Source organism: Stenotrophomonas sp. 71799_Sma (genome assembly GCF_056482505.1).
Genome location: NZ_CM151202.1, coordinates 704,272 through 726,654, shown reverse-complemented (window position 1 = coordinate 726,654; position 22,383 = coordinate 704,272). Strand labels below are relative to the sequence as shown.

Genomic DNA, 22,383 nt, shown 5'->3' with positions numbered 1-22,383 from the left:
GGCACCCCGGCTCACAACTTCAGGTCGAGCAACCCATCACCCAGATCCTCGTCAGACAATGTCTGCTGGATCAGGGCCCGATGCGCCTGCTCGCTCCACAATTCGAACTTGTCGCCCATACCGAGCAATACCGCCTTCTTCTCAATGCCCACCGCACCGCGGTGGCTGGCGGGGATGCTGATGCGACCGTTGCCGTCCAGCTCAAGATGGGCGGCCGAGCCGACCAGCTTCTGCTGCAACAGGCGCACGACGCGCTGGGTGTTGGGCTTGGACATCACGTCGTCGCGGACCCGCTCCCATTCCGACTCTGCATACAGCCACAGGCAGCCGGCTTCGAACGGGTTGTAGGTCAGCACGAGACGGTTGTTGCTGGCGCGCGCGACGAGGTCGCGGTAAGCGGTGGGAACCGCCATGCGCCCTTTATCGTCAACTGTGATGGCCGTCTCGCCCTGGAACACGACGCGTGCACCTATCCTTCGCCCGGTGAAACATTGAACCACGAAAACCCACAAAACACCCGGATTTCCCTCTGATGCCCACCTTAGCAGCGGCCAAAGGGTTGTCAACAACTTTTCAGCGGGGAAATCGCCAGCCACATCAATGGCTTGCAACAACCTTTAGAGAATTGTTCAAGGCTTATCCACAAGTTGCTGATCCGTCTCAATTTTTGAGATTGAACGGAAGTTCAGGGCTGTGGACAGCGCGTGAAACATCGGCCGCGCATTCATCCAAAACGGGCTGGAAGCGGCGCCAGACTGCGCAAACCGTGCACAATGAGGCCATGTGCCTGCTCGCTCTTGGCTGGATGCACCACCCGCGCTGGCGGCTGGTGATGACCGGCAACCGTGATGAGTTCCACGCCCGCCCGACGGCGGCGCTGGCCCCCTGGCAAGATGAGACCTCCGTCATCGGGGGGCGCGACCTGCGCTCCGGCGGCGGCTGGGCGGGCGTCGGTGCCGCAGGCCGGATGGCGGTGGTCACCAATGTGCGTGATCCGCTGGCCTCCCAGACCGGTCCTTCACGGGGCGCGCTGGTGGCCGACTTCCTGCGCGGCCGCGACCCGGCCGCCGTGCATATCGACCGACTGGCAACCGTGGCCGGCGCCTATGCGCCCTTCAACCTGTTGCTGGCCGACGGCCACAGCCTGGAGTTCCTGGGCAACCACCCCGCCGAGCGGCAGCGCCTGGGCCCGGGCGTGCATGGCATGTCCAACGGTGCGCTGGACGCGCCCTGGCCGAAGACCCGGCGGCTGATGGCGGCCCTTGAAGCCTGGCTGCAGGAAGACCGGGTCAGATCCCTTTCGCAAAGCGAAAAGGATCTGACCCCGGACCTGACCCCGCTCTGGGCCGCCCTGGCCGACGAACATCGCCCCGCCGACAGCGACCTGCCCGACACCGGCATCGGCCTGGAACGCGAGCGCTGGCTGAGTCCGGCGTTCATCCGCGGCGACGACTACGGCACCCGCGCCAGCACCGTGCTGCTGATCGACGCCGATGGCCACGGCCAGATCCACGAGCGCCGCTTTGGCCCACAGGGCGCAGCCAACGGACAGAGTCACGTCATTTTCTGACCGGGTCGTGCCGGCCGCTGGCGGGAATTCCTTTCCAGCAGGGTAGTGCCGGCCGCTGGCCGGCAACCTCTGGATCTTTGGATGCGCCATGAAGCTGCCGGCCGGCGGCCGGCACTACCGGGCATCGCGTTGTCGCGATCCACGCGACGGCAGTCGTCATCGCAACGGGCTCGAAACGTCATTCAGCTTCCAACCGCGACCGCGATCCGCCCACGCCACAGGGGCTCCGGCGTCGCAGTCCGCCCACTGTGCCCTTTTCGCAATCGGCACTGTGTCTATAAATGTCGCCCCTGACCCCCCAGGGTGGTGGCGCCCGGCACCCCGCCGCGCGATCGACCGCCCCCCCCATGGAGGCCCCATGCGCCGCATCCTCATCCTGATCGTCACTCACCTGCTCACCCTCGGCCTTGGCTTCGGCTTGGGCGTGTACTTCCTGCCGATCCTGATTGCCCCCGATGACCCGCCGGTCGCACAGGTGCAGGCCGCCATGACTGATGCCCCCTACCGCACCACCTTTCGCCGCGACCTCAAGGGCAGCGATGCAGTGCATTGGGCGGAAGGCAAAGTCAGCGTCAGCCCGCGCCAGGTCGCCTTCGACGGCAAGATGGGGCCGGGCCCGGATTACAAGGTGTACCTGGTCCGCGACTTCGTCGACAACAAGGCCGACTTCCTGAAGATCAAGGCACAGGCGAAACGCATCGGTGAAGTGAAGACCTTCAACCGCTTCCTGGTCGATGTACCCGATGACGTCAACGTGGACGACTACACCACGGTCGTGGTGTGGTGCGAGCGCTTCTCGCAGTTCATCTCCGCCGGGCAGTACCGCACGCCGGGTTGAGGAACACGCGGCGTCGAGGTAGTGCCGGCCGCTGGCCGGCACTCTGTCCGCCCTGCAGGCATCGTGACGCTGCCGACCAGCGGCCGGCACTACCGATGCGCGGTTCACGCATATGGAAGAAGGAGGCGGAGCCGGCCGATAAGCCGGGTTCTGTCGTGGACAGTCATTCCTCTAGGCGTTACGTCACCGCAACGCTCAAGCAACCTACCCGGATCCAACGCGGGCCGCGCCAAAGGATCCCTATTTGGTCTTGCTCCAGGTGGGGTTTGCCGTGCCGGTCTGTTGCCAGACTCGCGGTGCGCTCTTACCGCACCATTTCACCCTTACCGGCCTTCCGAAGAAGACGTAGGCGGTATCTTTCTGTTGCACTTTCCGTCGGCTTGCGCCGCCCAGGCGTTACCTGGCACCTTGCCCTATGGAGCCCGGACTTTCCTCGGCACCCCCGAAGGGATGACGCGACTGTCTGGCCGGCTCCGCCAGTGCACATTCTAGCCTACGCACGCCCTTCCTGCCGTGCTGATCGCGGCGTCAGGTTCAGCCATCCACGCATGGCGTGGATCTACCGATTCACTGGACAGGGCCGGCGAAACCCGCGCGGCTCTGGTGGGTGCGGATTCCGCTCTGGTGGGTGCGGATTCCGCTCTGGTGGGTGCGGACCTTGGTCCGCACCATTCACTCGTCACTCGCCGCAGCCAACGATGTTCCTTTTTGTCAGTCGATATTCAAAACACCCGACATTATGGAACAATGCCGTCATGGGAAACGCCGAGGCCAAGGCACGAAAGCTATTGCGACGCGCAGGCACCCTGCGCGCCCGCGAACTGGTGACTGCCGGGATCGCCCGCGCCCAACTGACCCGCCTGGTCGAGGCAGGCGCACTGATCCGGTTGTCCCGTGGCGTCTACGCGTTGGCGGAAAGAAAGAGCGACGACACCGATGATGGACTGCGGATCATTGCAGAACGCCTGCCACACCCCCGTCTATGCCTGCTGAGTGCCCTGCGCCTGCATGGCCTGACCACCCAAGCACCATTCGAACGCTGGGTCTCCATCGGCAACAGCGACCGCGTTCCGCGGATCGACTGGCCGCCCCTCCGTGTGGTCCGCATGTCGGCAACGACCCTCAATGCGGGGCTGGAAGAACGTCGCGTAGGCGGACGTCTCATATACGTCAGCAACGCTGCCAAAACCGTCGTCGATTGCTTCAAGTTCCGCAATCTCGTAGGGCTTGATGTCGCACTTGAAGCCCTGCGTGACGCGCTTCACAGCCGTGCAACCACGCCGGATGCGTTGATGGAGTATGCGCGGATCTGCCGCGTTGCCAGACTGATGAGACCGTACCTCGATGCCCTGGCTTGATCCCCTCTCTAACACCTCCCCACCGCGTTGCTTCCATCCGGCAACGGCTGCTCGATCTCGCACGCAAGCGGGGTGAGGACTTTCAGTTCGTGCTGGACAGGTTCGCCGTTGAGCGCCTGCTCTACCGGCTCTCCGCTTCTCGATACCGCGACCAGTTCCTGCTGAAGGGTGCCATGCTGTTCGCAGTGTGGTTCGACGCGCCGCACCGCCCTACACGGGATGCCGATTTCCTGGGATCCGGCAGCGCTGAGCCCGATCGCCTGCTACATATCGCACTTTCGCTCTGTGGAATGCCCGGGGACGACGGCCTGCGCTTCGATCCAGGCAGCATCGTCATCGAGGCCATACGTGAAGAAGCCACGTACGAGGGGCTGCGCATGCGCCTGATCGCACATCTGGGCCGCGCACGCTGCCATGTGCAGTGGGACGTCGGGTTTGGCGACGCGGTGATCACCCCGCCGCCGGAAATCACCTATCCGGTGATTCTGGAGGGATTCCCTCCAGCCTGCCTGCGCGTCTATCCACGCGAAACCGTGTTTGCCGAAAAGCTCGAGGCTATAGCGGCACTGGGCATCGCTAACAGCAGGATGAAGGACTTCTTCGACTTGCTGGCACTGATCCGCGAAGACGCCATGGATCGCCCGCACCTTGTTGCGGCCATTGGCGCGACGTTTGATCGACGAAGGACCCCGGCGCCAACGCCCCTGCCCTACGGACTGACTCAGTCATTCGCCGCAGATACCCAGAAGCAGACCCAGTGGCGCGCCTTCCTGCGCAGGAATCGCCTGATCGCGCCGGACCTCTCTTCGGTGATTGCCGAGATTGCCAACTATCTGGACACCCTCGACACACCCGTACAGTCCTGACGTCGCAAGGCCTGGCGCTATCGGTCCGCCCGGGTGGGTGCAGACCCCGGCGCGGCCCGTTCATCCACGCATGGCGTGGATCTACCGATTCCGCTGCTCTGGTGGGTGCGGACCTTGGTCCGCACGATCCATCAACTGCCGTACAACGCCTTGCGCGGTGCGCCGGTCAGCTCGGCAGCCAGCTTGGCCGCGGTCGACGGCGGCAGATGCTCGCTCAGCTTGGCGTAGACGCGACGGCCATGCGCCAGTTGCGCTTCTTCGTCATCACCCGCGCCCTGCACCATCACCACGAACTCGCCCTTGCGCTGGTTCTCGTCGGCTTCCACCTTCGCCAGCAGGCCGGCCAGGTCACCATCGAGCACGGTCTCGAACAGCTTGGTCAGCTCGCGGGCAAGCACCGCCGGGCGCTCACCGCCGAAGATCGCCGCCATGTCGGCCAGCGATTCGGCGATGCGGTGCGAGGATTCGTAGAACACCATGGTGCGTACTTCACCGGCCAGCGCCTGCAGGCGGTCGCGGCGGCCACTGGCCTTGGCCGGCAGGAAACCCTCAAAACTGAAACGGTCGCTGGGCAGGCCGGCCACGCTCAGCGCAGCGATGGCGGCACAGGCACCGGGAATCGGGCTGACCTTGATGCCGGCCGCGCGCGCAGCACGCACCAGGCGGAAACCGGGGTCACTGACCAGCGGGGTGCCGGCATCACTGACCAGCGCCAGCGATTCACCGGCCTGCAGGCGCGATACCAGGCGCTGGGCCAGGGCCTCTTCATTGTGTTCGTGCAGGGCCACCAACGGCTGCTGGATGCCGAAATGGGACAGCAGCTGGCCACTGCGGCGGGTGTCTTCAGCACAGATGGCCGCCACCGACCGCAGCACCTCCTGCGCGCGCGGGCTCAGATCGGCCAGGTTGCCGATCGGGGTGGCGACGACGTACAGGGTTGGCACACTCATTTCAGCGGTACTCACGGGGCAAGGGTAGAATCGTAGCGTGTACCCGGCCAAGGCCGCTGCCCTCATCGCATGGACCCGATCATGAACAAGCCCGCCGCACGGATCTCCGCCCTGTCGCTGTCGCTGATGCTGCTGGCCGGTTGCGCCACCACCAGCCTGACCAGCACGCCCGATTCGCCGGCCCAGAGCCAGGCGCTGGCGCTGATCGAACAGGGCAAGCCGCGCGACGCCGCGCTGCAGCTGGAAGCCCTGGCCGCCACCCTGCGCGGCGGTGCCCGCAGCAACGCACTGGCCGACGCGGCCTGGGCCTGGCACCTGGCCGGTGACAGTGCGCGCGCGCGCAGCCTGCTGGGCCAGCTCACCGCGCGCCAGCTGTCCGGCGCCAGCCTGCAGCGCTACCAGCTGACCGGCGCCGAGCTGGCACTGGCCGACAAGCAGCCGGCGCAGGCCCTGGCCCTGCTGAAGGATCATGCCGACAGTGTTGCGGTCGGCCTGCGCACCCGCTGGCTGCTGGCCCGCGCCCAGGCCCTGCAGGGCACCGGCGATGCCTTCGGCGCCGCCACCGAACGTGCACGCGCCCATGCCAGCCTGACCGGCAGTGCGCGCAGCGAGAACCAGGCCGCCATCGCCGGCCTGCTCGGCACCCTCGACGACGCCACTTTGCGCAGCCGTGCCGCCGCCCTGCCGGCCAACGACCCGCTGTACAACTTCGCCGGTCGCGCGTTGATCGCCCGCGGCCTGCCGCTGCCGCGCCCGTTCGACCGCGATGGCGCGGCTCAGTTCGACACCAGCAAGCGGCCGCCGGCGATGAGCGACGGTTACCGGCCGCCGGCCAAGCTGGCCGTGCTGCTGCCGCTCAGCGGCCGCCTGGCCACCGCCGCGCAGCCGGTTCGCGATGGCCTGTTGAGCGCCTACTACGGTGAAAGCCGCCGCCGCCCGGACATCAACTTCTTCGACACCGCCGGCACCCCGGCCGGTGCCCTCGCCGCCTACGACAAGGCCGTCGCCTCCGGTGCCGACTTCGTGGTCGGCCCGCTGGGCCGCGACGAAGTGGACGCCGTGTACGGCCGCCAGCAGCTGCAGGTACCGGTGCTGGCCCTGAACCGCGGCAAGGATGCACCGCCGGCCGGCAGCGCTGGTTTCTCGCTGGCACCGGAAGACGACGGCATCGTCGCCGCCGAGTACCTGCGTGGCCGCGAGCGCAACCGCGCGCTGGTGATCAGCAGCAACGACGACACCGGCCGCCGTTCCGCCGCCGCCTTTGCCCAGCGCTTCGCACAGCGCGGCGGCCAGGTGGTGGCCACGGTCAATGTCAGCGAAGCCGTCGGCGATGTCGGCGCGCAGGTGCGCAATGCCGGTCAGGTCGATGCCGTGTTCCTCGCCGTGCGCGCCCCGCAGGCCCGGTTGCTGGCGCCGCAGCTGGCGTTGGCCGGTGCCGGTGGCGCGACCCGCGTCGGCACCTCGCAGCTGACCGTCGGCAGCGGCAAGGTGGAAGAAGACGTGGCGCTGGACGGCATCGTCTACCCGAACGAAGCCTGGAATGTGCGCAGCGTGTCCGGCCTGCCGTCGGCCAGCCAGGTGGCCAGCGCGCTGCCCAGCGCTCGCGGCGCCGCTGGCCGTCTGTTCGCCTTCGGTGCCGATGCATGGAAGATCACCGCCTACCTGGACAAGCTGTCCAACGAAGGCGGCCTGGACGGTGCCACCGGCACCCTGTTCCTGGACAGCAACGGCAACATCCTGCGCCAGCCGGCATGGTCCACCTTCAATGGTGGCCGGCCGATGCCGATCGTCGGTGGTCGCTGAGCGCAGCCAACGTGGCTCGGCGGTGGAAGCCGCCGCCGAGCTGCATCTGCAACAGGCCGGACTGCAGCCGCGTGCGCGCAACGTGCGCTATCGCGGCGGTGAACTGGACCTGGTGATGGACGACGCCGGCACCGTGGTGTTCGTGGAAGTGCGCTATCGCGCGCGCTCCGATTTCGGTGGCGGCGCCGCTTCGGTGGATGCGCGCAAATGCCGGCGCCTGGCGCATGCCGCGCAGCTGTACCTGCAGGACAACCCGGCACTGGCCAATGCGCCCTGCCGTTTCGATGTGGTTGAAGCCAGTGGTGAACCGCCGCAGCTGCGGTGGCTGCGTGATGCGTTCCGGCTGGATGACTGCTGATGGTTACCGTCCGCTCTGGTAGAGGCCGACTTTGGTCGGCGCTTCTGTGCCAACCAAGGTTGGCACCTACCAGAGCGCAGCCTGGCCGGCACGACCACGGTGCGTGACTGATGCCTTCGATCATCACCCATGCCGCTGTGCCGTTGGCGCTCTGGTGCGCCGCTGACCGTGGCCGCATCCCTCCGCGCCTGCTGGCGGCCGGTGTGATCGCTGCGATGCTGCCCGATGCGGACGTATTGGCCTTTGCACTGCACATTCCCTATGCCGATGCCTTCGGCCATCGCGGTGCCAGCCATTCGTTGCTGTTTGCCGGCGTGCTGGCGGCATTGGCCGCGGTGTTGGCGTTCTTTGGTAGTCGCCGACCTTGGTCGGCGGTTTCGTGCCAACCAAGGTTGACACCTACCAAGGCAGGGCCAACGGTGGCATCGACCCTACAAGCGGCGGTGTTCGTCTTCGTCTGCGCCGCCAGCCACCCGCTGCTGGATGCGATGACCTCCGGCGGCCTCGGCGTCGCCCTTGCCTGGCCATGGAGCGAGCAGCGCTTCTTCGCGCCGTGGCGACCCATCCGCGTTTCTCCGTTCGCGCCGCAGTTCTTCAGCGCACGCGGCGTGGCCACCCTGCTCTCTGAACTGCGCTGGGTGTGGCTGCCACTGGCTACCGCCGTTGTTGCCTGGAAACTGATCCAACCCGCTCCCGTTGCCCCACGAGATCCGTCATGAGTCCTGCCCTGCCTGCTGCCCTGGTTGCCGAACTGTCCACCCTGCTGGGCGCGGAGGGCTGGCGCATGGATGACAGCGCGCTGGAGGCGAACGCGCAGGACAACTCGTGGCGCCACCAGCGCCCGGCGGCGGTGGCGCTGCCAGCCGACATCGAACAGGTGCAGGCTTTGGTGCGGGCCTGCCGTGCGCATGGCGTGGCCTTGGTCGCACGTGGCGCTGGTACCGGCACCACCGGCGCGGCGGTGCCGCTGCCCGGCAGTATCGTGCTGTCGTTCACCCGCATGGACCGCATCGTCGAGATCCGCGCCGGTGACCGTTGCGCGGTGGTGCAACCGGGCGTGCTCAACGGTACCCTGCAGCAGGCACTGGCGCCGCATGGCCTGTTCTGGGCACCGGACCCTTCCAGCGCCGAGATCTGCAGCATCGGTGGCAACCTCGCCTGCAACGCCGGCGGCCCGCGCGCGGTGAAGTACGGCACCAGCCGCGACAACGTACTGGGTCTGGTGGCGGTGACCGGCACCGGCGACGTCATCCGCTGCGGCGGCGCCTACACCAAGGACGCCACCGGCTACGACCTCACCCATCTGCTGGTAGGCAGCGAAGGCACGCTGGCATTGATCGTGGAAGCCACGCTGAAACTGACCCCGCTGCCGGTCAGCCAGGCCGGGCTGCGCGTGCTGTACCGCGATGCCGATGCCGCCGCAGCCGCGGTATCGCGATTGATGTCGCAGCCGGTAGTACCCACCCGCCTGGAGTTCATGGACGCACGTAGCCTCGAGCTGCTGCGGCTGAACGGTGCCGACGTGCCGGAGGCCGGTGCAATGCTGCTGGTGGAAGCCGATGGTGACCACGACACCCTGCCCTATCTGCTGCAGGCCCTGGCCAGCGCCGCTGAAGGCGACGGCATGATCGAACTGGATGTGGCGATGGAAGGACGCGCGCGCGACCAGCTGTGGGCCGCACGCAAGGCGTTGTCGCCTGCGCTGCGCAGCGTTGCGCCGGGCAAGATCAATGAAGACGTGGTGGTGCCGGTATCGCGCATTCCGGAGCTGGTGGCGGGCGTGCAGGCACTGGCGCGCGACTACACGCTGACCATCGTCACCTTCGGCCATGCCGGCAACGGCAACCTACACGTCAACATCCTGTATCACCCGGACGATGCCGACGAGAACGCGCGCGCACATGCCGCGCTGCCAAAGATCTTCGCGCTGACGCTGGCGCTGGGTGGCACCCTGTCGGGCGAACACGGCATTGGCCTGGCCAAGCGCGATTTCATGGCGCAGGCCTTTACCCCGGAAACGCTGGCGACGATGCGCGCGATCAAGGCCGCGCTGGACCCGGACGGCATTCTCAACCCGGGCAAGGTGCTGCCGCCGGTGTGAACGCCGCCGGGCATGCCCGGCGCTACCGGGGCGCGCTGCCTACGCTGTCGATAAGGGTCTGGCGGAAGCTGGGCAACAGCACGCGATTACCGTGCCCGCTCAGATGGTCATTGTCGAAGAACAGGGGTTCACCGTCTTCCACCGCCGAACAGGTGTCTGGCCCGCACAGCAACGGCAGCGGGTCCCACACCGTCAGCGATGGATAGCGTGCTGCCAGCTCGGCCAGCAGCGCCATCTGCGGTGCGCGCAGCCTGTCCAGGTCAGCGCGCGGCATGCTCAGACCTCCCGCGCATGCCGGGTTGTGGCGGTTGAACCAGTCCGAACAGCGGTACGCACCGGCCTTGAACAGCGGTAGCGGTGCGTCGATCACCACGTGTACGCCCAGCGTCTGTAAACGCCCAAGAACATGATCAGCCTCATCGCGCGCGGCCTGCGCATCGGTCGGGGTACGCTCGGCAAGCAATTGACGATAGACCTGCTGCGCATCCTGCTGTTGCCAGTCGAATCCGCGCAGCTCCGGCATGCGCAATGCCGCAAGCAGCACGATGTCACCAGGACGTGCCTCGCTCTCGATGGTCGACAGCGCGTCCTCAATGAAGTCCTGGCAGTCGGCCGGGCTGGCCCGCAGCAGATTGACGAAGCTGCAGCCGCCGCGATCCTGCTGGTGCACCTCCATGCCGGTCTGCCGCGCGACCATGCTGGTCATGGTGCGATACGCCGCCGCGTGCGAATCGCCAGCCACGAACAGGCGCCGCCCTTCAAGCGCCGGCGCACTCACCGGCTCCAGCGGGCGCCAGGCCGGGTAGCGGCGCGCCTGCCATGCATAGCTGTTGCGGGTGACGCTCAGCGAGACCTGCTCGTGGTACTCCACGGCGGCCCAGGCACCCGCACCACAGAGCGCCACCAGCGGCAGCGCCATCGCCAGCACCTTGGCCGGCGCCAGGCGCAGCAGTGGTGCCGCATTCCGCAGTGGACGCTCGATGAAGTGATACGACACGGCGGAGACCGCCAGCAGCAGCACCGGATACAGCCACAGCGCGACGCCATGCAGGCCATACGTCCAGCGCAGCAGCACCAGCAGTGGCCAATGCCACAGGTACAGCGAATAGGACAGCCGGCCCAGGTAGGCCAACGGTGCGCAGCCCAGCGCGCGCGCAATGCGCGATGTACCCGGTGCCGACACGCTCGCCAACAGCATCAACGTACCGGCCACGGTGGCCAGCACGCCCGGAACCGGCATCGCCAGCTGCGGTGCGGTCACCACGCCTGCACCCAGCAGCACCAGACCGATCACTGCAACCGCATCACCGTTCTTGCCCGGCGTGCGCGCATGCATCCACTGGTAGAGCAGCGCGCCCGCGGCCAGCTCCCAGAACCGCGCAGGCAGCAGATAGAACGCTGCCGCCGGTGCCGTCTGCGCCTGCCAGCCTGCCCATGCCATGGACAGCAGGGTGAGCACCGGCAGCAACCAGCGCGACCACGGCCAGTGCTCACGCCCGCGCAGCCACACGAAGAACAGCAACGGGAAGACCAGGTAGAACTGCTCTTCCACGCCCAGCGTCCATGTATGCAGGAACGGATTGAGTTCAGCACCGGGTGAGAAATAGTCGTCCTGCTGGCCGGCCAGCACGATGTTGCTGAAGCCGACCAGCGCGGCCCAACCGGTCTGGTCGAACTGCTCATTGCGCCACGCGCGGGGGATGAACAGTGCCGACAGCACGAAGGTCGCCATCAGCATCACCAGCAGCGCCGGCAACAGACGCAGCACGCGGCGCCGGTAGAAGTCGAGCAGCATCGCGCCCAGCGACGCGTGGGTGCGCAAGGCCAGCGACTGGCTGATCACGAAGCCGGACACCACGAAGAACAGGTCTACCCCGGTGAAGCCCCCGGGCAGCCACGTCGCGTTGGTGTGGAAGACGACGACGGCCAGCACCGCCAATGCGCGCAGGCCATCGATGGCCGCATTGTGGGAACGTTCGGGAGGGAACATGCAGGCAACGGGTGGAGAACGATCCGACAGCATCACCACCGCTGCCGCAGTCATTCAATGGACGATCGCGACAGGCAAGGACATCGTTCAGGTCCGGTCATAGCCCGACGCAGTTGCAGAGTCGAGATCCTATGTTCGCGGTCAAGCCTGCTGGAAGCAGGCTTGACCCACCTTCAGCATGGCCGGATCGAAGTCCCGGCCGCTTTTGAAGACACCCCAGGCGATCCTGGCCAGCTTTCTGGCCAGGATGTTGAAGACGGCGGTGCTGGGGTGACCGCGTTTTGACAGCTCGTCGTAGAGCGGTTGCCCCCGGCGACACCGCTTGAGCCCCATTGCGGCCATGTAGAGCATCTGGCGCAGCACTGGCGCGCCCTGTTTGGACAGCCGACGCCGTCCCGTTCTGCCGCCAGACTCGTTGGGCCGGGGATCCAGGCCGGTGCAGGCGATCCACGCGTTGGCGTTGGCCAACGGCCAGCGCGTCATGTAGTAAATCAGGTGAGCGGCGACGGCAGGGCCGATACCAGGGATGGTCAACAGGCGCTTGTAGAGCGCGCCATGCTCTCCATCGCGACCCAAGCGCTGCAGTTCGCTTTCCAGCTCGGACAGCGTCCCAGCCAGAGCGCAGAACAGATCTGACAGCTCCCCGGGGGCACTTTTGCTTACCCCGAAGGATTGCTCCAGGCGCGCGCGTGTCTTTACCAGCGTCTGCCGCTTGCGCAGCAAATCGTGCATCTGCTGCTGCTCGTCGGTACGCGGTACGTATTCACGCAGGCGATCGTTCTCCTTCTTCACGTACCGGGCGATCGCTTCGGCGTCCATGGCGTCCGTCTTGCCACGCGAGCCCGTCGCCCGGCCGTAGTGCTTGATCAGACGTGGATTGATCACATAGACAACGTGGCCTGCTTGGCCAGCCATCCGAGCCAACAACTCGTAGTACCGCCCCGTCGCCTCCATGCCAATCCGGCATCGCTGGGGCAAGGTGTTGAGCCACTGGGCTATGCCGGCCCGGGTGTTGGCGATCCTGTCGCCGGCCTTGCGGTCGGCCACTGCCGGTACGAACTCCTTGGAGTCCACGTCCACGCCAATATCGAGAGAATCAGACATTTGTACGGCTCCCAGCTATCTTTAAGGGGCTGGGGTGGTACCGCACCGACGTTAGCTTGCCTACATCGACGATCCCCTTTGGGGGCCGTACGATCCTTTATCGACGTTCGTGTGCGGGATGGGGATCGCTCGACTCGTCTGTCGGCTAGTATCCGCAGATGCATGCTTGACGGTCCCTCCACCCTGGCTCCTACATACCTCGTAGGAGCCGGGAGGAACATACAAGCATGGCTCGACTCTGCAGGGAATGTCGCATTCGGCAGGCAACTCCCTGTGCCGCCTGCCAGCGACGAAATTCCTACGCTTTCGAACTTTCCAACAATTCTCATTGGCAGCATTGGCGCTTCATGCAAATCATGTAGCGCCACCGATAACGGGTGGCACGGGCTTCCAATCCCGTTAGTAGTGTCTGTTCGTTACGCTTGCCTGCCGGCGTCGCTCATTCCTTGTGGGTGACGTCGGCAGGCATTCTGCCCGCGCATCCATGGCGGGCGGTGCGTGGGGGCCTCGTGCCCGCCGGCTTTTGCAGACGCTACCCGGTATTGGAACCACGCACCGTCCGCCACCCTTGCTGTTAAGCAGGGTGGCCCCTTGCCGCTTGCACAAGGACGCCGCCATGACCACTTCTCCCTACCCGCACCTGTTCGCCACCCTGGGCGAGGTCGCCACGCGCCTGCCCGACGACCTGGCCCGCACACTGGAGGACACGTTCGTTGCGCTGCAGAGCGGCAACAGCACCGGCCAACCGTGGCCCGGCAGCAACCGTACACCCGGCCAGCGCCTGGCCTTGGCGCGCATCGACCGCGCCAATGCGGGGCTGAGTTCCTGCTGGAACTGCTGCACGCCACCGCACGCGTCCGCGTGGACGGGGATATCGACCAGCAGATGGGTGACGGCGCGCGCGAAGGGCTGTTTCTGGCCTGCCGTGGGCTGGCCGAGTATGTGGATGTGCAGTTGCGGGCGGCGTGACAGCCCGCAACTGCAACCCGCTCAATCGTAGAGCGCGGTAACCGTAATGGCCGTCTGAATCGCGCCCGCGTTGACGCCACTGGTCGAGGGCAGGTAATAGCCCGCGCGCAGCGTGTAGCTGGCAGTGGCGCCGGTCACGGGCACTTCAATGCCGGTGTCACCCTTTTTCAGATAGACGTTGCCCGTGGCGCCGGCCAACAGGGCGACCGAAACGCCTCGTGCCGGATCAGTGCTGGCGGTGTTCTTCCAGCGCTGCGCATCACCATCGGCTGCGGTGCCGTCGAAGGACAGCGTGGCTTTGGCAACGCCGATGCAGCCCGTGAAGTTCAACGTACTTTGCTTCAGCAGGTTGTCACCCACCTTCAGCTCATCGGCCTTTACGTTGTCCAGCGTGATGGCCGGTGCCGTCAACGTACAGGTGCCGGGCAGAACGCGGCCGGAAATGGTGAGAGTGGCGGCCGCTGCACTGCCGATGGGCAATGCCAGTGCCAGAAGGGTGAATGAGGGGAACATCAAGCGTTTCATCGGGTACTCCAGAAGGTCAATGGATGGATGGGCCGGCGCCAGCCAGCTCGGGTGAGACAGCGAAGGGCTGGCAGGTGGCGTGGGCCCAGGACAGGCCATAGGCATCGGGCGCGTCAGGCAGTTGATAGGCCAGGCGGCAGCGTTGCGGCCCGTCCGGGTCAACGATCAGCGCGCCTTCGGGCTGCGCGCCACGCAACTGGATGACACCGCCCTGCCCCACCGCGCCTGCGGGCGTGCCGTCCTCGCGCTGCACACGCGCCGCAAATGGCAAGGGCTGGCCCAATGCATCGGTGGCATCGATGAACAAGGTGCGCTCGCGGCGTACTTCGAACGGTACGCGCACGACGCCACCGGCGGTGGGTGCAACACGTTGCGAGGTCTGCAGCATTTCCACCTCCAGCGGCAGCCCCGAAGGATCCAGATCAATGCGGTTCCAGCGGTAGGGGCTGACGTGCGGCAACAATGCGTAACCATTGCGTGCCACACGGATATCCACACCCGTACCCACCTGTGCGCCCTCTGCGCCCGGTGCATGCACCAGCGCGAAGCCCTCGCCCGCCGGCGGCCCCATATTCAGGCCGCCTGCGTGTACCACCAACGCGCCGGAAGCACTCAGGGTCTGGCTGCTGTGCCCGGTCGCGCGGCTGTAGGCGGCGTTGACGTTGGCGTAGCGCCCCTGGTAATCCAGATAGGCACTGCTGCTGTTGCCACCCTCGCCTTGGGTACTGGACACCGAATAGTTCATCGCGCGCCGCTCGCCCAGGTAGCCGCTCACCCCCGCCTGCACCTGCTGCCCAGCACTGGCGTGACTGATCTGGGTGCTCGCCCTCGGCGCTTTCTCGCTACGGCCCAGCGGCACTGCAAAAGTGAAGGTATAGCGTGTGTCAGGGCGGCCATTGCCCAGCCGGTAGCGGAACACCGAAACGCCATAGTTCGCGCGCCCCACGGTGCTGCTGAAGCCGAACTGGAAATCGGTCTGGCGCTGCGCGGTATCCCAGAAAGCCACGTGTCCGCCATTGAGGAACAGCTGGCTTGCCGCCCCCAGACGCTGGGAGAGATTGGCCTGGTAGCGCTGTCGCGCGCGGCCGGCGTAGCCCCAGTCGTCGGACGCAGCACGGGCCACGTCGTTCAGGGTAAGGAATCCGCGCGTACTGTAGCGGTACGCGGCCAGACCCACGTTGGTTCCGGTACTGGCTACGTAGCGCTGGTAGTTCAGCCGCAGGCTGTTGCCGGCAACGCTGGGGCGTCCCGGCAGCTCGGCCTGCGAGTGGGTGATGTCGATGCCGACGGCACCCACAGGCGTATTCACGGCGGCACCGGCAATCGCCGCGCGATAGCCCTGCGCGATTTGAATACCCCCCAACGCGGTGAGGTGATTGCTGAGACCGCGCGCGTAGGTCCCCTCGGCGAAACGGAGATGGGCCAGACGGCCTCCGGCGTCGCGCAGCGTTCCCGCGCTCGCGCTGAACCTGGACGTACCTGCGCGCAATGCCTGTGGCACGGCGGAGAAGCTCACGTTGAACCGCTGGCTGCGCCCATCCGCCTCGGTAACCACCACTTCCAGGTCGCCACCGGAGTTGGTCGGGTACAGATCGTCGATGACGAACGGCCCGGGCGCAACGTTGACTTCATGGATGACGATGCCGTTCTGGCGGATGCTGACCACCGCGTTGCCCTCGGCGATGCCGCGCACGGCCGGAGCATAGCCACGCAGCGAGTCGGGCAGCATGCGTTCGTCGGTGTACAAACGAGCCCCCATGAACGGGACACTGTCGAACAGCTCGCCACCGGTGTTGCCCTCGCCCAGCAACAGCTGGCTGTTCAGCGCTGGCAGATCCCTTTGCAGATGGCTGCTGATGGTTCGGTAGCGGGAGCCTTGGCTGCTGTGATTGAACGAAGCGCGATGGCGCAGGCGCCAGTCGCCCATGTTGAAGCCGGCACTCACGCCTACGTAGCTGCTGTCGCGACGGGTGCTCCGGTAGTGGTTGGCGGTGTAGTTGACGAATCCAGCCGTGATTCCGGAGTCGCGGTGTTCAGCCGGCACATGGCCACGCGCACGTCGTGCCTGCATCGCCTGCGGAACGGTCAGCTGCAATTGCAGCGCACTGTCGTCGAAGTTTGCGGTGGCCCCCTCGATGGCGGTTGGCAGATCGATACAGCCGATGTCGGCCACCTGTGCGTGAAGGGCCTGGCGGTGATCCTCACGCAACTGCAGTGCATCCAGTAGGTCCGCAGGCAGGCACGGGCGCGCATGGGCTTCGCCCTCTGACGCCTTGAACGTGATGTCGCGGGTCTGGTGGAACTGTCCATTGATCCACACATCCACCCGGTGCTGGCCTTCCTCGATCGGATTGCCCTGCGCGTAGCGGCGCATATCGATGGACTGCCCGCCGATCAGGAATCCTTCGCTGAACTCGATGGCCGGAGCGGCAGCGGCTGCAAGCGGAAGCGAGATGGAGAGCACCCCTGCAATCGCGCACGGCAGATGGGAGAGGGCGAGTGCGCGGGGACGCGCGCAGGAGCGAACGGTGGTCATGACAGGGGACGCATGAAGGCGCGAAACGAGATGCGGCGCGATGGCAGGAAAAGGAAGGCGTGCGCAGGCATCAGTAGTAGTCCGCCAGCAGCGAGACCTCGCCAAGGATGCTCCCGGTGCGAAGTTCCGCAGGCGTGCGCAGATAGCGGGCGCTGAACGGCACGGACATGACCGTTCCGGTGGTGGTGCCGTAGCTCCAGGACTGCTGCATGCGCACCGGCGTACCGTCCTGCAGGACCTGCAGTGCCACGCCGGTTGTGGTGGTGCCCGGTGCGGGAGACAGAACATCGCCGGTGTTGGCCAGGTCGTGCACGTCATTCATTTCCAGCACCAGCGGGCGACCGCTGGCGCCGCAGTTGACCGCGACGTTGAAGGCCTTCTCGCCTGCAGTCTGCTGCAGGTCCAGCGTGCGGGCATCGATCGGATCCAGCGTTACGGACTGGGGAGTGACCGCGCAGGTCTGGGCCTTGAAGCGCACCCCGATGTTCAGATGATGGCGTCCCACGTTGCCTGACTGCGTTGTTGCCATCGATCCGATCGAACGCTTGGGCGTGGGCTCCATCTGACCGCCCCGCGAATAGACATCCACCCAGACCAGAACCTCACCCTCGCGTCCGTTGCCCATGCGGTCCAGCGGCTCACCACGGCCATCGCGCAGGGAGTAGCCACCCGCTTGACCCTCTTCAATGGGACAGGCATCGCCTGGGGGGCATTCCATGTATGACCGCGACTCGAAACGGAACATCAGCAATGCGGATTCCGGCCCCATCGCGTACGCCGCTGTCATCGTCGAATTTGCTTCGTTGTAGACGTCGCCGACATAGGACAGCCCCAACAGACTGGGCACGATGGTGCCGTATGTCTCACCTGCCAAATCGCAGGCGAACTTCAAAGTTCCATCAACAGTGCCCATCCAGCGATGAAGATCGGGCACGAAGGCCACATCGAACTCGTGGTCGATGAACGCATCTCCGCCCAGGAGGCGGCAAGCGGCCTGAGTGTCGAATACGGCACATGACAGGAGCAGTGCGGGAAGCACCAGCGGTCGGGGGAGAGGGAATTTCATGCAGAACTCCTGCAGTGCGCTGCGTCAAATGCGCGTGCGCAACTAGGCGTTGAGGGGCTTTCAAGGGCATGCACGATAGTTCGCCCCCTCCTCCGACCCCATACAACAAATTGCATTCGGCGCTAAGAGGAAATCGTTTGCAACAAGTTGCATGGTGATGCGGCTGCACGACATCGACACTGCGCATCGTTCGGTGGCCCTCGGCTGCCGGCGCCTCCCATTCCGCAACGAGAACACTTCGATGTCGATCAAGCTGAACCTGCTGGCGCTGTCCGCGCTGGCGATCATGGCCGCGCCTGCGGCCCACGCCGAACAGCTGGAAATCACCGGCGAACTGATGACCTCCACCTGCAGTGTCGGCTCCGCCGGTGGCACCATCACCGTGCCGATGGGCAAGGTGGACCTGGCGTCGGTCAATGCCGGTACCCGTGCCGGCCAGAAGAATTTCAGCATTGCCCTGGACTGCACCGGCTCGGGTGCGGCGCAGGAAGTCGGCGTGCGCTTCGGTGGCACGCCTGACGGCAGCACCGGCAATCTGGCTCTGACTGCTGCCTCGGGCGCGAGCAATGTGGGCGTGGCGCTGTATGACGCAGCGGGCGACCACCAGAAGATCGGTGATGACCCGACCCAGTGGGTGACCATCGCCGCCGGTGGCAGTGGCCAGCTGGATTACAGCGCGTGGTACGCCTCGCCGGCCCAGAACGCTACGGCCGGCACCGCCAACGCGTCCGGCGACTTCGTGGTGCTCTACAAGTAAACGGTATCCGGCGTACGCGCGCACGGATGCGCGCGTGCACCTCCTGCATGAGGTATTCCATGAAACTCCGCCCATCGTTGTGGTTGCCGGCCCTGCTGGCCACCGCGCTTGTGCTGCCGGCGCAGGCCGCGGTCACCCTGCAAGGCACGCGCATCGTGCACGACGCCAGCAAAAGCCGCGATGTCACGGTCAAGGCCAGCAACGTGGGTGAGCAACCCGCGATGACGCAGGTCTGGATCGACGCTGGCGACAGCCATGCGCGGCCGGAGAATGTGCGCACGCCGTTCCGGTTGACGCCGTCCGAGCCGCGCTTGTTGCAGGCCAAGCAGGGACAGGCCTACCGGATCACCTATGCGCCGCGGCCCTCAGAGCCGCCGCTTCCGACTGATCGCGAGTCGGTGTTCTACTTCAACCTGCTGGATATTCCGCCCAAGCCCGCCAATGCCAGCGACAAGAACCTGCTGCAGTTCGCGGTGCGCACGCGGGTGAAGCTGTTCCATCGCCCCGCTGGTCTGCCGGGCCAGGCGCGCGATGCGCCGGGCCAGTTGCAGTGGCGTATGGCGGCAGGGGCATTGCAGGTGAGCAATCCGACTGCGTATCACGTGACGCTGGCTTCGTTGACCTTGCCCGATGGCAGTCGGGTACCGGCGGACATGATCGCGCCCGGTGCACAGGTGCTACTACCGCTGCCAGCCGGTGCACCGATTCCGGAGAGCCTGGCATTCCAGTGGCTGGATGACTACGGCACCGCGCGCGATGCCCAGGCAAAGGTCGTTCACTGATTGACGCCGGGCAATGGCTCGGCGCTACTTGATAAATGAAACACGCAACATGAAGAAGATGATGATTCCGCTTATCCGCTATGCGCAGTTCAGCGGGCGCGCCAGCCGCAGTGAGTACTGGTGGTTCCAGTTGTTCATCGTGATCGTTTCGATCCCGCTGTACGTGCTGGGCTTCTATGCCGGTTACAGCGGTTCGCAGGGTCTGGCCCTGGTATCAACCAGCCTGAGCGTGGTGATGTGGCTGGTGTTCGCCTTGCCGTGCATTGCGGCGACCATTCGCCGCCTGCACGATACCGATCGCTCGGGCTGGTGGTTGTTGCTGGCGTTCGTGCCGTTCGTCAGCCTGGTGCTGCTGGTGTTCCTGCTGCTGCCCAGCACGCCGGGCGACAACCGTTTCGGTGCGCCAGTTCCGCACGTGTAGTCGCCCCGCTTTGGTAGGCGTCGACCTTGGTCGACACGGTGTTGCCACGCGCGGCTGACACATCCGTGCCAACCAAGGTTGGCGCCTACCAGAGCAATGCCGAGGCACCTCCGCTACCGTACGGGCACGGGTGGCTGACACCTTCGTGCCAACCAAGGTTGGCACCTACCAGAGCGACACCGATGTGCCTCCGCGACCGTGGGGCACGAGCGGCTGACACGTTCATGCCAACCAAGGTTGGCACCCACCGGAGCAGTACAGCTGCGGCTACGCGAAGTGCTGGTATCCACCGTCGGCGGCTTCGCCATCCACGTGTACGCCCTGCCCTTCGGCGATGCGGCCGATGCGGGTGAGCGGCACGTCCAGCGATTCCGCCAGGTAGTGCAGCGCGTCGCGCTGGTCGGCGGCGGCGGTGAAGCACAACTCGTAGTCGTCGCCGCCATGCAGTGCACATTCGCGCGCGGCCTCACGACCAAGCAGCTCACGCAGTGCATTCGAAATCGGCAACAGATCGGCATCAACATGCACGGCTACGCTGCTGCGCGTGGCGATGTGGCCGAGGTCCGCCAGCAGGCCATCGGACACATCCACCGCCGCGTGCGCGAACGCACGCAGGCGCAGGCCGAGGGTGACACGCGGCGTCGGCCGCAGCAGGCGCAGGCGCAGGCTTTCGTAGTCGGCCAGCAGCGTGGCGGTGGCGATGCTCAGCGCAGCTTGCTGCCACAGGCGCAGCGCACCGGCGGCATCGCCGAGCGTGCCGCTTACCCAGATGTCATCGCCCGCCTGCGCGCGGTCGCGACGCAGCGCCTGGCCACGTCCCACCTGGCCCATCGCGGTCACCGACAGCGACAACGGACCGCGCGTGGTGTCACCGCCGATCAACGCAATGTCGTGCTGATCGGCCAGGGCGAAGAAGCCATCGGCGAACGCATCGATCCAGTCTTCGGAGGCTTCCGGCAGCGACAACGCCAGCGTGCACCACGCCGGGCGCGCGCCCATCGCAGCCAGGTCCGACAGGTTGACCGCCAGGGTTTTCCAGCCGATGTCGAAGGCCGGGGTTTCCACCGGGAAGTGCACGCCGCTGTTGAGCGTGTCGGCAGTGACCACCAGTTGCTCATTGGCACGCGGCTGCAGCAGCGCAGCGTCGTCGCCGATGCCGAGCAGGATGTCGTCGCGCTCGAGGGTACGGGCGCGGATGCGGTCAATGAGGGCGAATTCGGCCAGGGACATGGGGCGCTCCCGCTGTTGTACGTGCCGCGCAGGGCGCGGTGGGCGGTAGTGCCGGCCGCTGGCCGGCAACCTCAGGATCCCTGCAGCTGCCGGCCAGCGGCCGGCACTACCACAGGTGGGTCAGTGACCCGATTCGACCTTGCGCCATTCCACGGCGGCACGATCCAGCACGCCGTTGACGTAGGTATGACCATGTTCGGAACCGAAGCGCTTGGCCGATTCGATGGCCTCGTTGATCACCACGCGGTACGGCACGTCCAAGCGGTAGCGCAGCTCGTACGCCGCCAGGCGCAGCACCGCGCGTTCGATCGCGTCCACTTCTTCGATGCCACGGTCCAGGTACGGGCCGAGCGCTTCGTCGATGTCGCGGCGGTTGTCGAGCACGCCGTGCAGCAGCGCCTCGAAGTACGCCAGGTCGGCGATTTCGCGGGCCTGCTCGTGGGCGAACTGGGCGATCAGCGACTGGGCGTTGCCGCCGGAGATCTGCCAGGCGTAGATGGCCTGCACAGCACGACGGCGGGCGCGCGAGCGCAGCACCGGATCGACGCCATCACGGCGGACGGGTTTACCGGAGGGCTTGCCCTGGGTGTTCTTGTTCATGGCAGCTGCTCCAGAAGATTGACCATTTCCAATGCGGCGAGTGCGACTTCCTCGCCCTTGTTGCCGTGGCTGCCGCCTGCGCGGGCCTCGGCGTCTTCAACGCGTTCCACCGCCAGCACGCCGTTCAGCACCGGCACGCCGAAGTCCAGCTGCACGCGCATCAGGCCTTCGGCGCAGCGATCGGCCACGTGCTCGTAGTGGCGGGTATCGCCACGGATCACGCAGCCCAGGGTAAGGATGGCGGCGTGTTCGTGGGCGGCGGCCAGGCGCGCGGCCACCAGCGGCAGTTCCCAGGCACCCGGCACGCGGATCACGTCGATGTTGGCTTCGGTGATGCCGTTGCCAGCCAGGCTCTGGCGGGCGCCAGCGACCAGCGTGTCGGTGATGCGGGCATTCCAGCGGCTGGCCAGGATGGCGAAGCGCGCCGTTTCGGGAGTGCGAAGATCGCCTTCGAAGTGGCTCATATGCGGCTTGGGGGACTCGATAAGGGGGTAATTCTAGCGTGGATGGGCCCCGGTCGTGGCCGATGGGGGCCCGGGGCGTGCCGACCAACGGTCGG

The 22,383-nt window shown here is 66.1% G+C and carries 21 protein-coding genes, 1 other RNA gene and 1 pseudogene; 12 read left to right on the top strand and 11 right to left on the bottom strand.

Going from position 1 to position 22,383, the window contains the following annotated elements; genetic code table 11:
- Nucleotides 1–11: 11 nt before the first annotated feature.
- Nucleotides 12–413 (bottom strand): division/cell wall cluster transcriptional repressor MraZ, encoded by a 402-nt coding sequence (locus ACZK4Z_RS03245; RefSeq protein WP_008266948.1) that lies wholly within the window; start codon nucleotides 411–413, stop codon nucleotides 12–14.
- A gap of 368 nt (nucleotides 414–781) precedes the next feature.
- On the opposite strand from ACZK4Z_RS03245, the gene ACZK4Z_RS03240 reads away from it, so the two are divergent.
- Together ACZK4Z_RS03240 and ACZK4Z_RS03235 are read left to right on the top strand one after the other, a co-directional pair.
- Entirely contained in the window at nucleotides 782–1,570 is a 789-nt protein-coding gene (locus ACZK4Z_RS03240) for an NRDE family protein (protein ID WP_125895339.1), read from the top strand.
- Between the two features lie 358 nt (nucleotides 1,571–1,928).
- On the top strand, nucleotides 1,929–2,408 hold the full coding sequence (locus ACZK4Z_RS03235) for a DM13 domain-containing protein (RefSeq protein WP_100467800.1): 480 nt from the start codon (nucleotides 1,929–1,931) through the stop codon (nucleotides 2,406–2,408).
- A gap of 123 nt (nucleotides 2,409–2,531) precedes the next feature.
- Here the strand turns inward: ACZK4Z_RS03235 and rnpB are convergent.
- Nucleotides 2,532–2,883: RNase P RNA component class A (rnpB, locus tag ACZK4Z_RS03230), an RNA gene on the bottom strand.
- 223 nt (nucleotides 2,884–3,106) lie between these two features.
- On the opposite strand from rnpB, the gene ACZK4Z_RS03225 reads away from it, so the two are divergent.
- A complete protein-coding gene (locus ACZK4Z_RS03225; protein WP_180838387.1) occupies nucleotides 3,107–3,766 on the top strand; it encodes a type IV toxin-antitoxin system AbiEi family antitoxin domain-containing protein in 660 nt (219 codons plus the stop codon).
- Entirely contained in the window at nucleotides 3,763–4,632 is an 870-nt protein-coding gene (locus ACZK4Z_RS03220; RefSeq protein ID WP_219631009.1) for a nucleotidyl transferase AbiEii/AbiGii toxin family protein, read from the top strand. The genes ACZK4Z_RS03225 and ACZK4Z_RS03220 overlap by 4 nt, the downstream gene beginning before the upstream one ends.
- Nucleotides 4,633–4,763: 131 nt before the next feature.
- On the opposite strand, the gene rsmI is transcribed toward ACZK4Z_RS03220, so the two are convergent.
- Complete coding sequence (gene rsmI / locus ACZK4Z_RS03215) at nucleotides 4,764–5,582, bottom strand: 16S rRNA (cytidine(1402)-2'-O)-methyltransferase (RefSeq protein WP_005412235.1); 819 nt, start codon at nucleotides 5,580–5,582, stop codon at nucleotides 4,764–4,766.
- An 81-nt stretch (nucleotides 5,583–5,663) separates the two neighbouring features.
- On the opposite strand from rsmI, the gene ACZK4Z_RS03210 reads away from it, so the two are divergent.
- The 4 genes from ACZK4Z_RS03210 to ACZK4Z_RS03195 all read left to right on the top strand — a co-directional run bounded on the left by ACZK4Z_RS03210 (nucleotide 5,664) and on the right by ACZK4Z_RS03195 (nucleotide 9,844).
- On the top strand, nucleotides 5,664–7,385 hold the full coding sequence (locus ACZK4Z_RS03210) for a penicillin-binding protein activator (RefSeq protein ID WP_125895337.1): 1,722 nt from the start codon (nucleotides 5,664–5,666) through the stop codon (nucleotides 7,383–7,385).
- Nucleotides 7,375–7,743 (top strand): YraN family protein, encoded by a 369-nt coding sequence (locus ACZK4Z_RS03205; protein ID WP_182267263.1) that lies wholly within the window; start codon nucleotides 7,375–7,377, stop codon nucleotides 7,741–7,743. The genes ACZK4Z_RS03210 and ACZK4Z_RS03205 overlap by 11 nt, the downstream gene beginning before the upstream one ends.
- Nucleotides 7,744–7,853: 110 nt before the next feature.
- Nucleotides 7,854–8,462: a metal-dependent hydrolase gene (locus tag ACZK4Z_RS03200; RefSeq protein WP_125895335.1), complete on the top strand. Its 609-nt coding sequence runs from the start codon at nucleotides 7,854–7,856 to the stop codon at nucleotides 8,460–8,462.
- Nucleotides 8,459–9,844 (top strand): FAD-binding oxidoreductase, encoded by a 1,386-nt coding sequence (locus tag ACZK4Z_RS03195; RefSeq protein ID WP_125895334.1) that lies wholly within the window; start codon nucleotides 8,459–8,461, stop codon nucleotides 9,842–9,844. Before ACZK4Z_RS03200 ends, ACZK4Z_RS03195 begins: the two co-directional genes overlap by 4 nt.
- A gap of 22 nt (nucleotides 9,845–9,866) precedes the next feature.
- On the opposite strand, the gene ACZK4Z_RS03190 is transcribed toward ACZK4Z_RS03195, so the two are convergent.
- Together ACZK4Z_RS03190 and ACZK4Z_RS03185 are read right to left on the bottom strand one after the other, a co-directional pair.
- On the bottom strand, nucleotides 9,867–11,888 hold the full coding sequence (locus tag ACZK4Z_RS03190) for an acyltransferase family protein (RefSeq protein ID WP_125895333.1): 2,022 nt from the start codon (nucleotides 11,886–11,888) through the stop codon (nucleotides 9,867–9,869).
- Nucleotides 11,889–11,975: 87 nt separating this feature from the next.
- Entirely contained in the window at nucleotides 11,976–12,938 is a 963-nt protein-coding gene (locus tag ACZK4Z_RS03185) for an IS110 family transposase (protein WP_107314971.1), read from the bottom strand.
- Nucleotides 12,939–13,554: 616 nt separating this feature from the next.
- Between ACZK4Z_RS03185 and ACZK4Z_RS03180 the strand changes: the two are divergent.
- Nucleotides 13,555–13,907, top strand: a pseudogene (locus ACZK4Z_RS03180) (hypothetical protein).
- A 21-nt stretch (nucleotides 13,908–13,928) separates the two neighbouring features.
- Here ACZK4Z_RS03180 and ACZK4Z_RS03175 read toward each other — a convergent pair.
- The 3 genes from ACZK4Z_RS03175 to ACZK4Z_RS03165 all read right to left on the bottom strand — a co-directional run bounded on the left by ACZK4Z_RS03175 (nucleotide 13,929) and on the right by ACZK4Z_RS03165 (nucleotide 18,007).
- A complete protein-coding gene (locus ACZK4Z_RS03175) occupies nucleotides 13,929–14,432 on the bottom strand; it encodes a fimbrial protein (RefSeq protein ID WP_111686872.1) in 504 nt (167 codons plus the stop codon).
- A gap of 16 nt (nucleotides 14,433–14,448) precedes the next feature.
- Complete coding sequence (locus ACZK4Z_RS03170) at nucleotides 14,449–16,968, bottom strand: fimbria/pilus outer membrane usher protein (RefSeq protein WP_125895947.1); 2,520 nt, start codon at nucleotides 16,966–16,968, stop codon at nucleotides 14,449–14,451.
- A 70-nt stretch (nucleotides 16,969–17,038) separates the two neighbouring features.
- Nucleotides 17,039–18,007 carry a fimbrial protein gene (locus tag ACZK4Z_RS03165; RefSeq protein WP_185749986.1) on the bottom strand — a complete coding sequence of 323 codons (969 nt, stop codon included), beginning with the start codon at nucleotides 18,005–18,007 and terminating at the stop codon, nucleotides 17,039–17,041.
- A 268-nt stretch (nucleotides 18,008–18,275) separates the two neighbouring features.
- Here ACZK4Z_RS03165 and ACZK4Z_RS03160 point away from each other — a divergent pair, with 268 nt between their 5' ends.
- Genes ACZK4Z_RS03160 through ACZK4Z_RS03150 form a run of 3 tightly spaced genes read left to right on the top strand, consistent with a single transcriptional unit; the run spans nucleotide 18,276 to nucleotide 19,994 of the window.
- Nucleotides 18,276–18,791: a fimbrial protein gene (locus tag ACZK4Z_RS03160; protein ID WP_125895945.1), complete on the top strand. Its 516-nt coding sequence runs from the start codon at nucleotides 18,276–18,278 to the stop codon at nucleotides 18,789–18,791.
- 59 nt (nucleotides 18,792–18,850) lie between these two features.
- The gene (locus tag ACZK4Z_RS03155) at nucleotides 18,851–19,573 is read left to right on the top strand and encodes a fimbrial biogenesis chaperone (RefSeq protein ID WP_125895944.1); all 723 of its coding nucleotides are present in this window, start codon (nucleotides 18,851–18,853) and stop codon (nucleotides 19,571–19,573) included.
- Between the two features lie 49 nt (nucleotides 19,574–19,622).
- Nucleotides 19,623–19,994, top strand: a complete 372-nt coding sequence (locus ACZK4Z_RS03150; RefSeq protein ID WP_125895943.1) for a DUF805 domain-containing protein — start codon at nucleotides 19,623–19,625, stop codon at nucleotides 19,992–19,994.
- A gap of 267 nt (nucleotides 19,995–20,261) precedes the next feature.
- Here ACZK4Z_RS03150 and thiL read toward each other — a convergent pair whose 3' ends face one another.
- The 3 genes from thiL to ribH form a co-directional block, all read right to left on the bottom strand.
- Nucleotides 20,262–21,224, bottom strand: coding sequence for a thiamine-phosphate kinase (gene thiL, locus ACZK4Z_RS03145; protein ID WP_125895942.1), 963 nt, complete (start codon nucleotides 21,222–21,224; stop codon nucleotides 20,262–20,264).
- A gap of 120 nt (nucleotides 21,225–21,344) precedes the next feature.
- The gene (gene nusB, locus ACZK4Z_RS03140) at nucleotides 21,345–21,824 is read right to left on the bottom strand and encodes a transcription antitermination factor NusB (protein ID WP_005408062.1); all 480 of its coding nucleotides are present in this window, start codon (nucleotides 21,822–21,824) and stop codon (nucleotides 21,345–21,347) included.
- The gene (gene ribH / locus ACZK4Z_RS03135; RefSeq protein WP_125895941.1) at nucleotides 21,821–22,288 is read right to left on the bottom strand and encodes a 6,7-dimethyl-8-ribityllumazine synthase; all 468 of its coding nucleotides are present in this window, start codon (nucleotides 22,286–22,288) and stop codon (nucleotides 21,821–21,823) included. The genes nusB and ribH overlap by 4 nt, the downstream gene beginning before the upstream one ends.
- Nucleotides 22,289–22,383 lie beyond the last annotated feature (95 nt).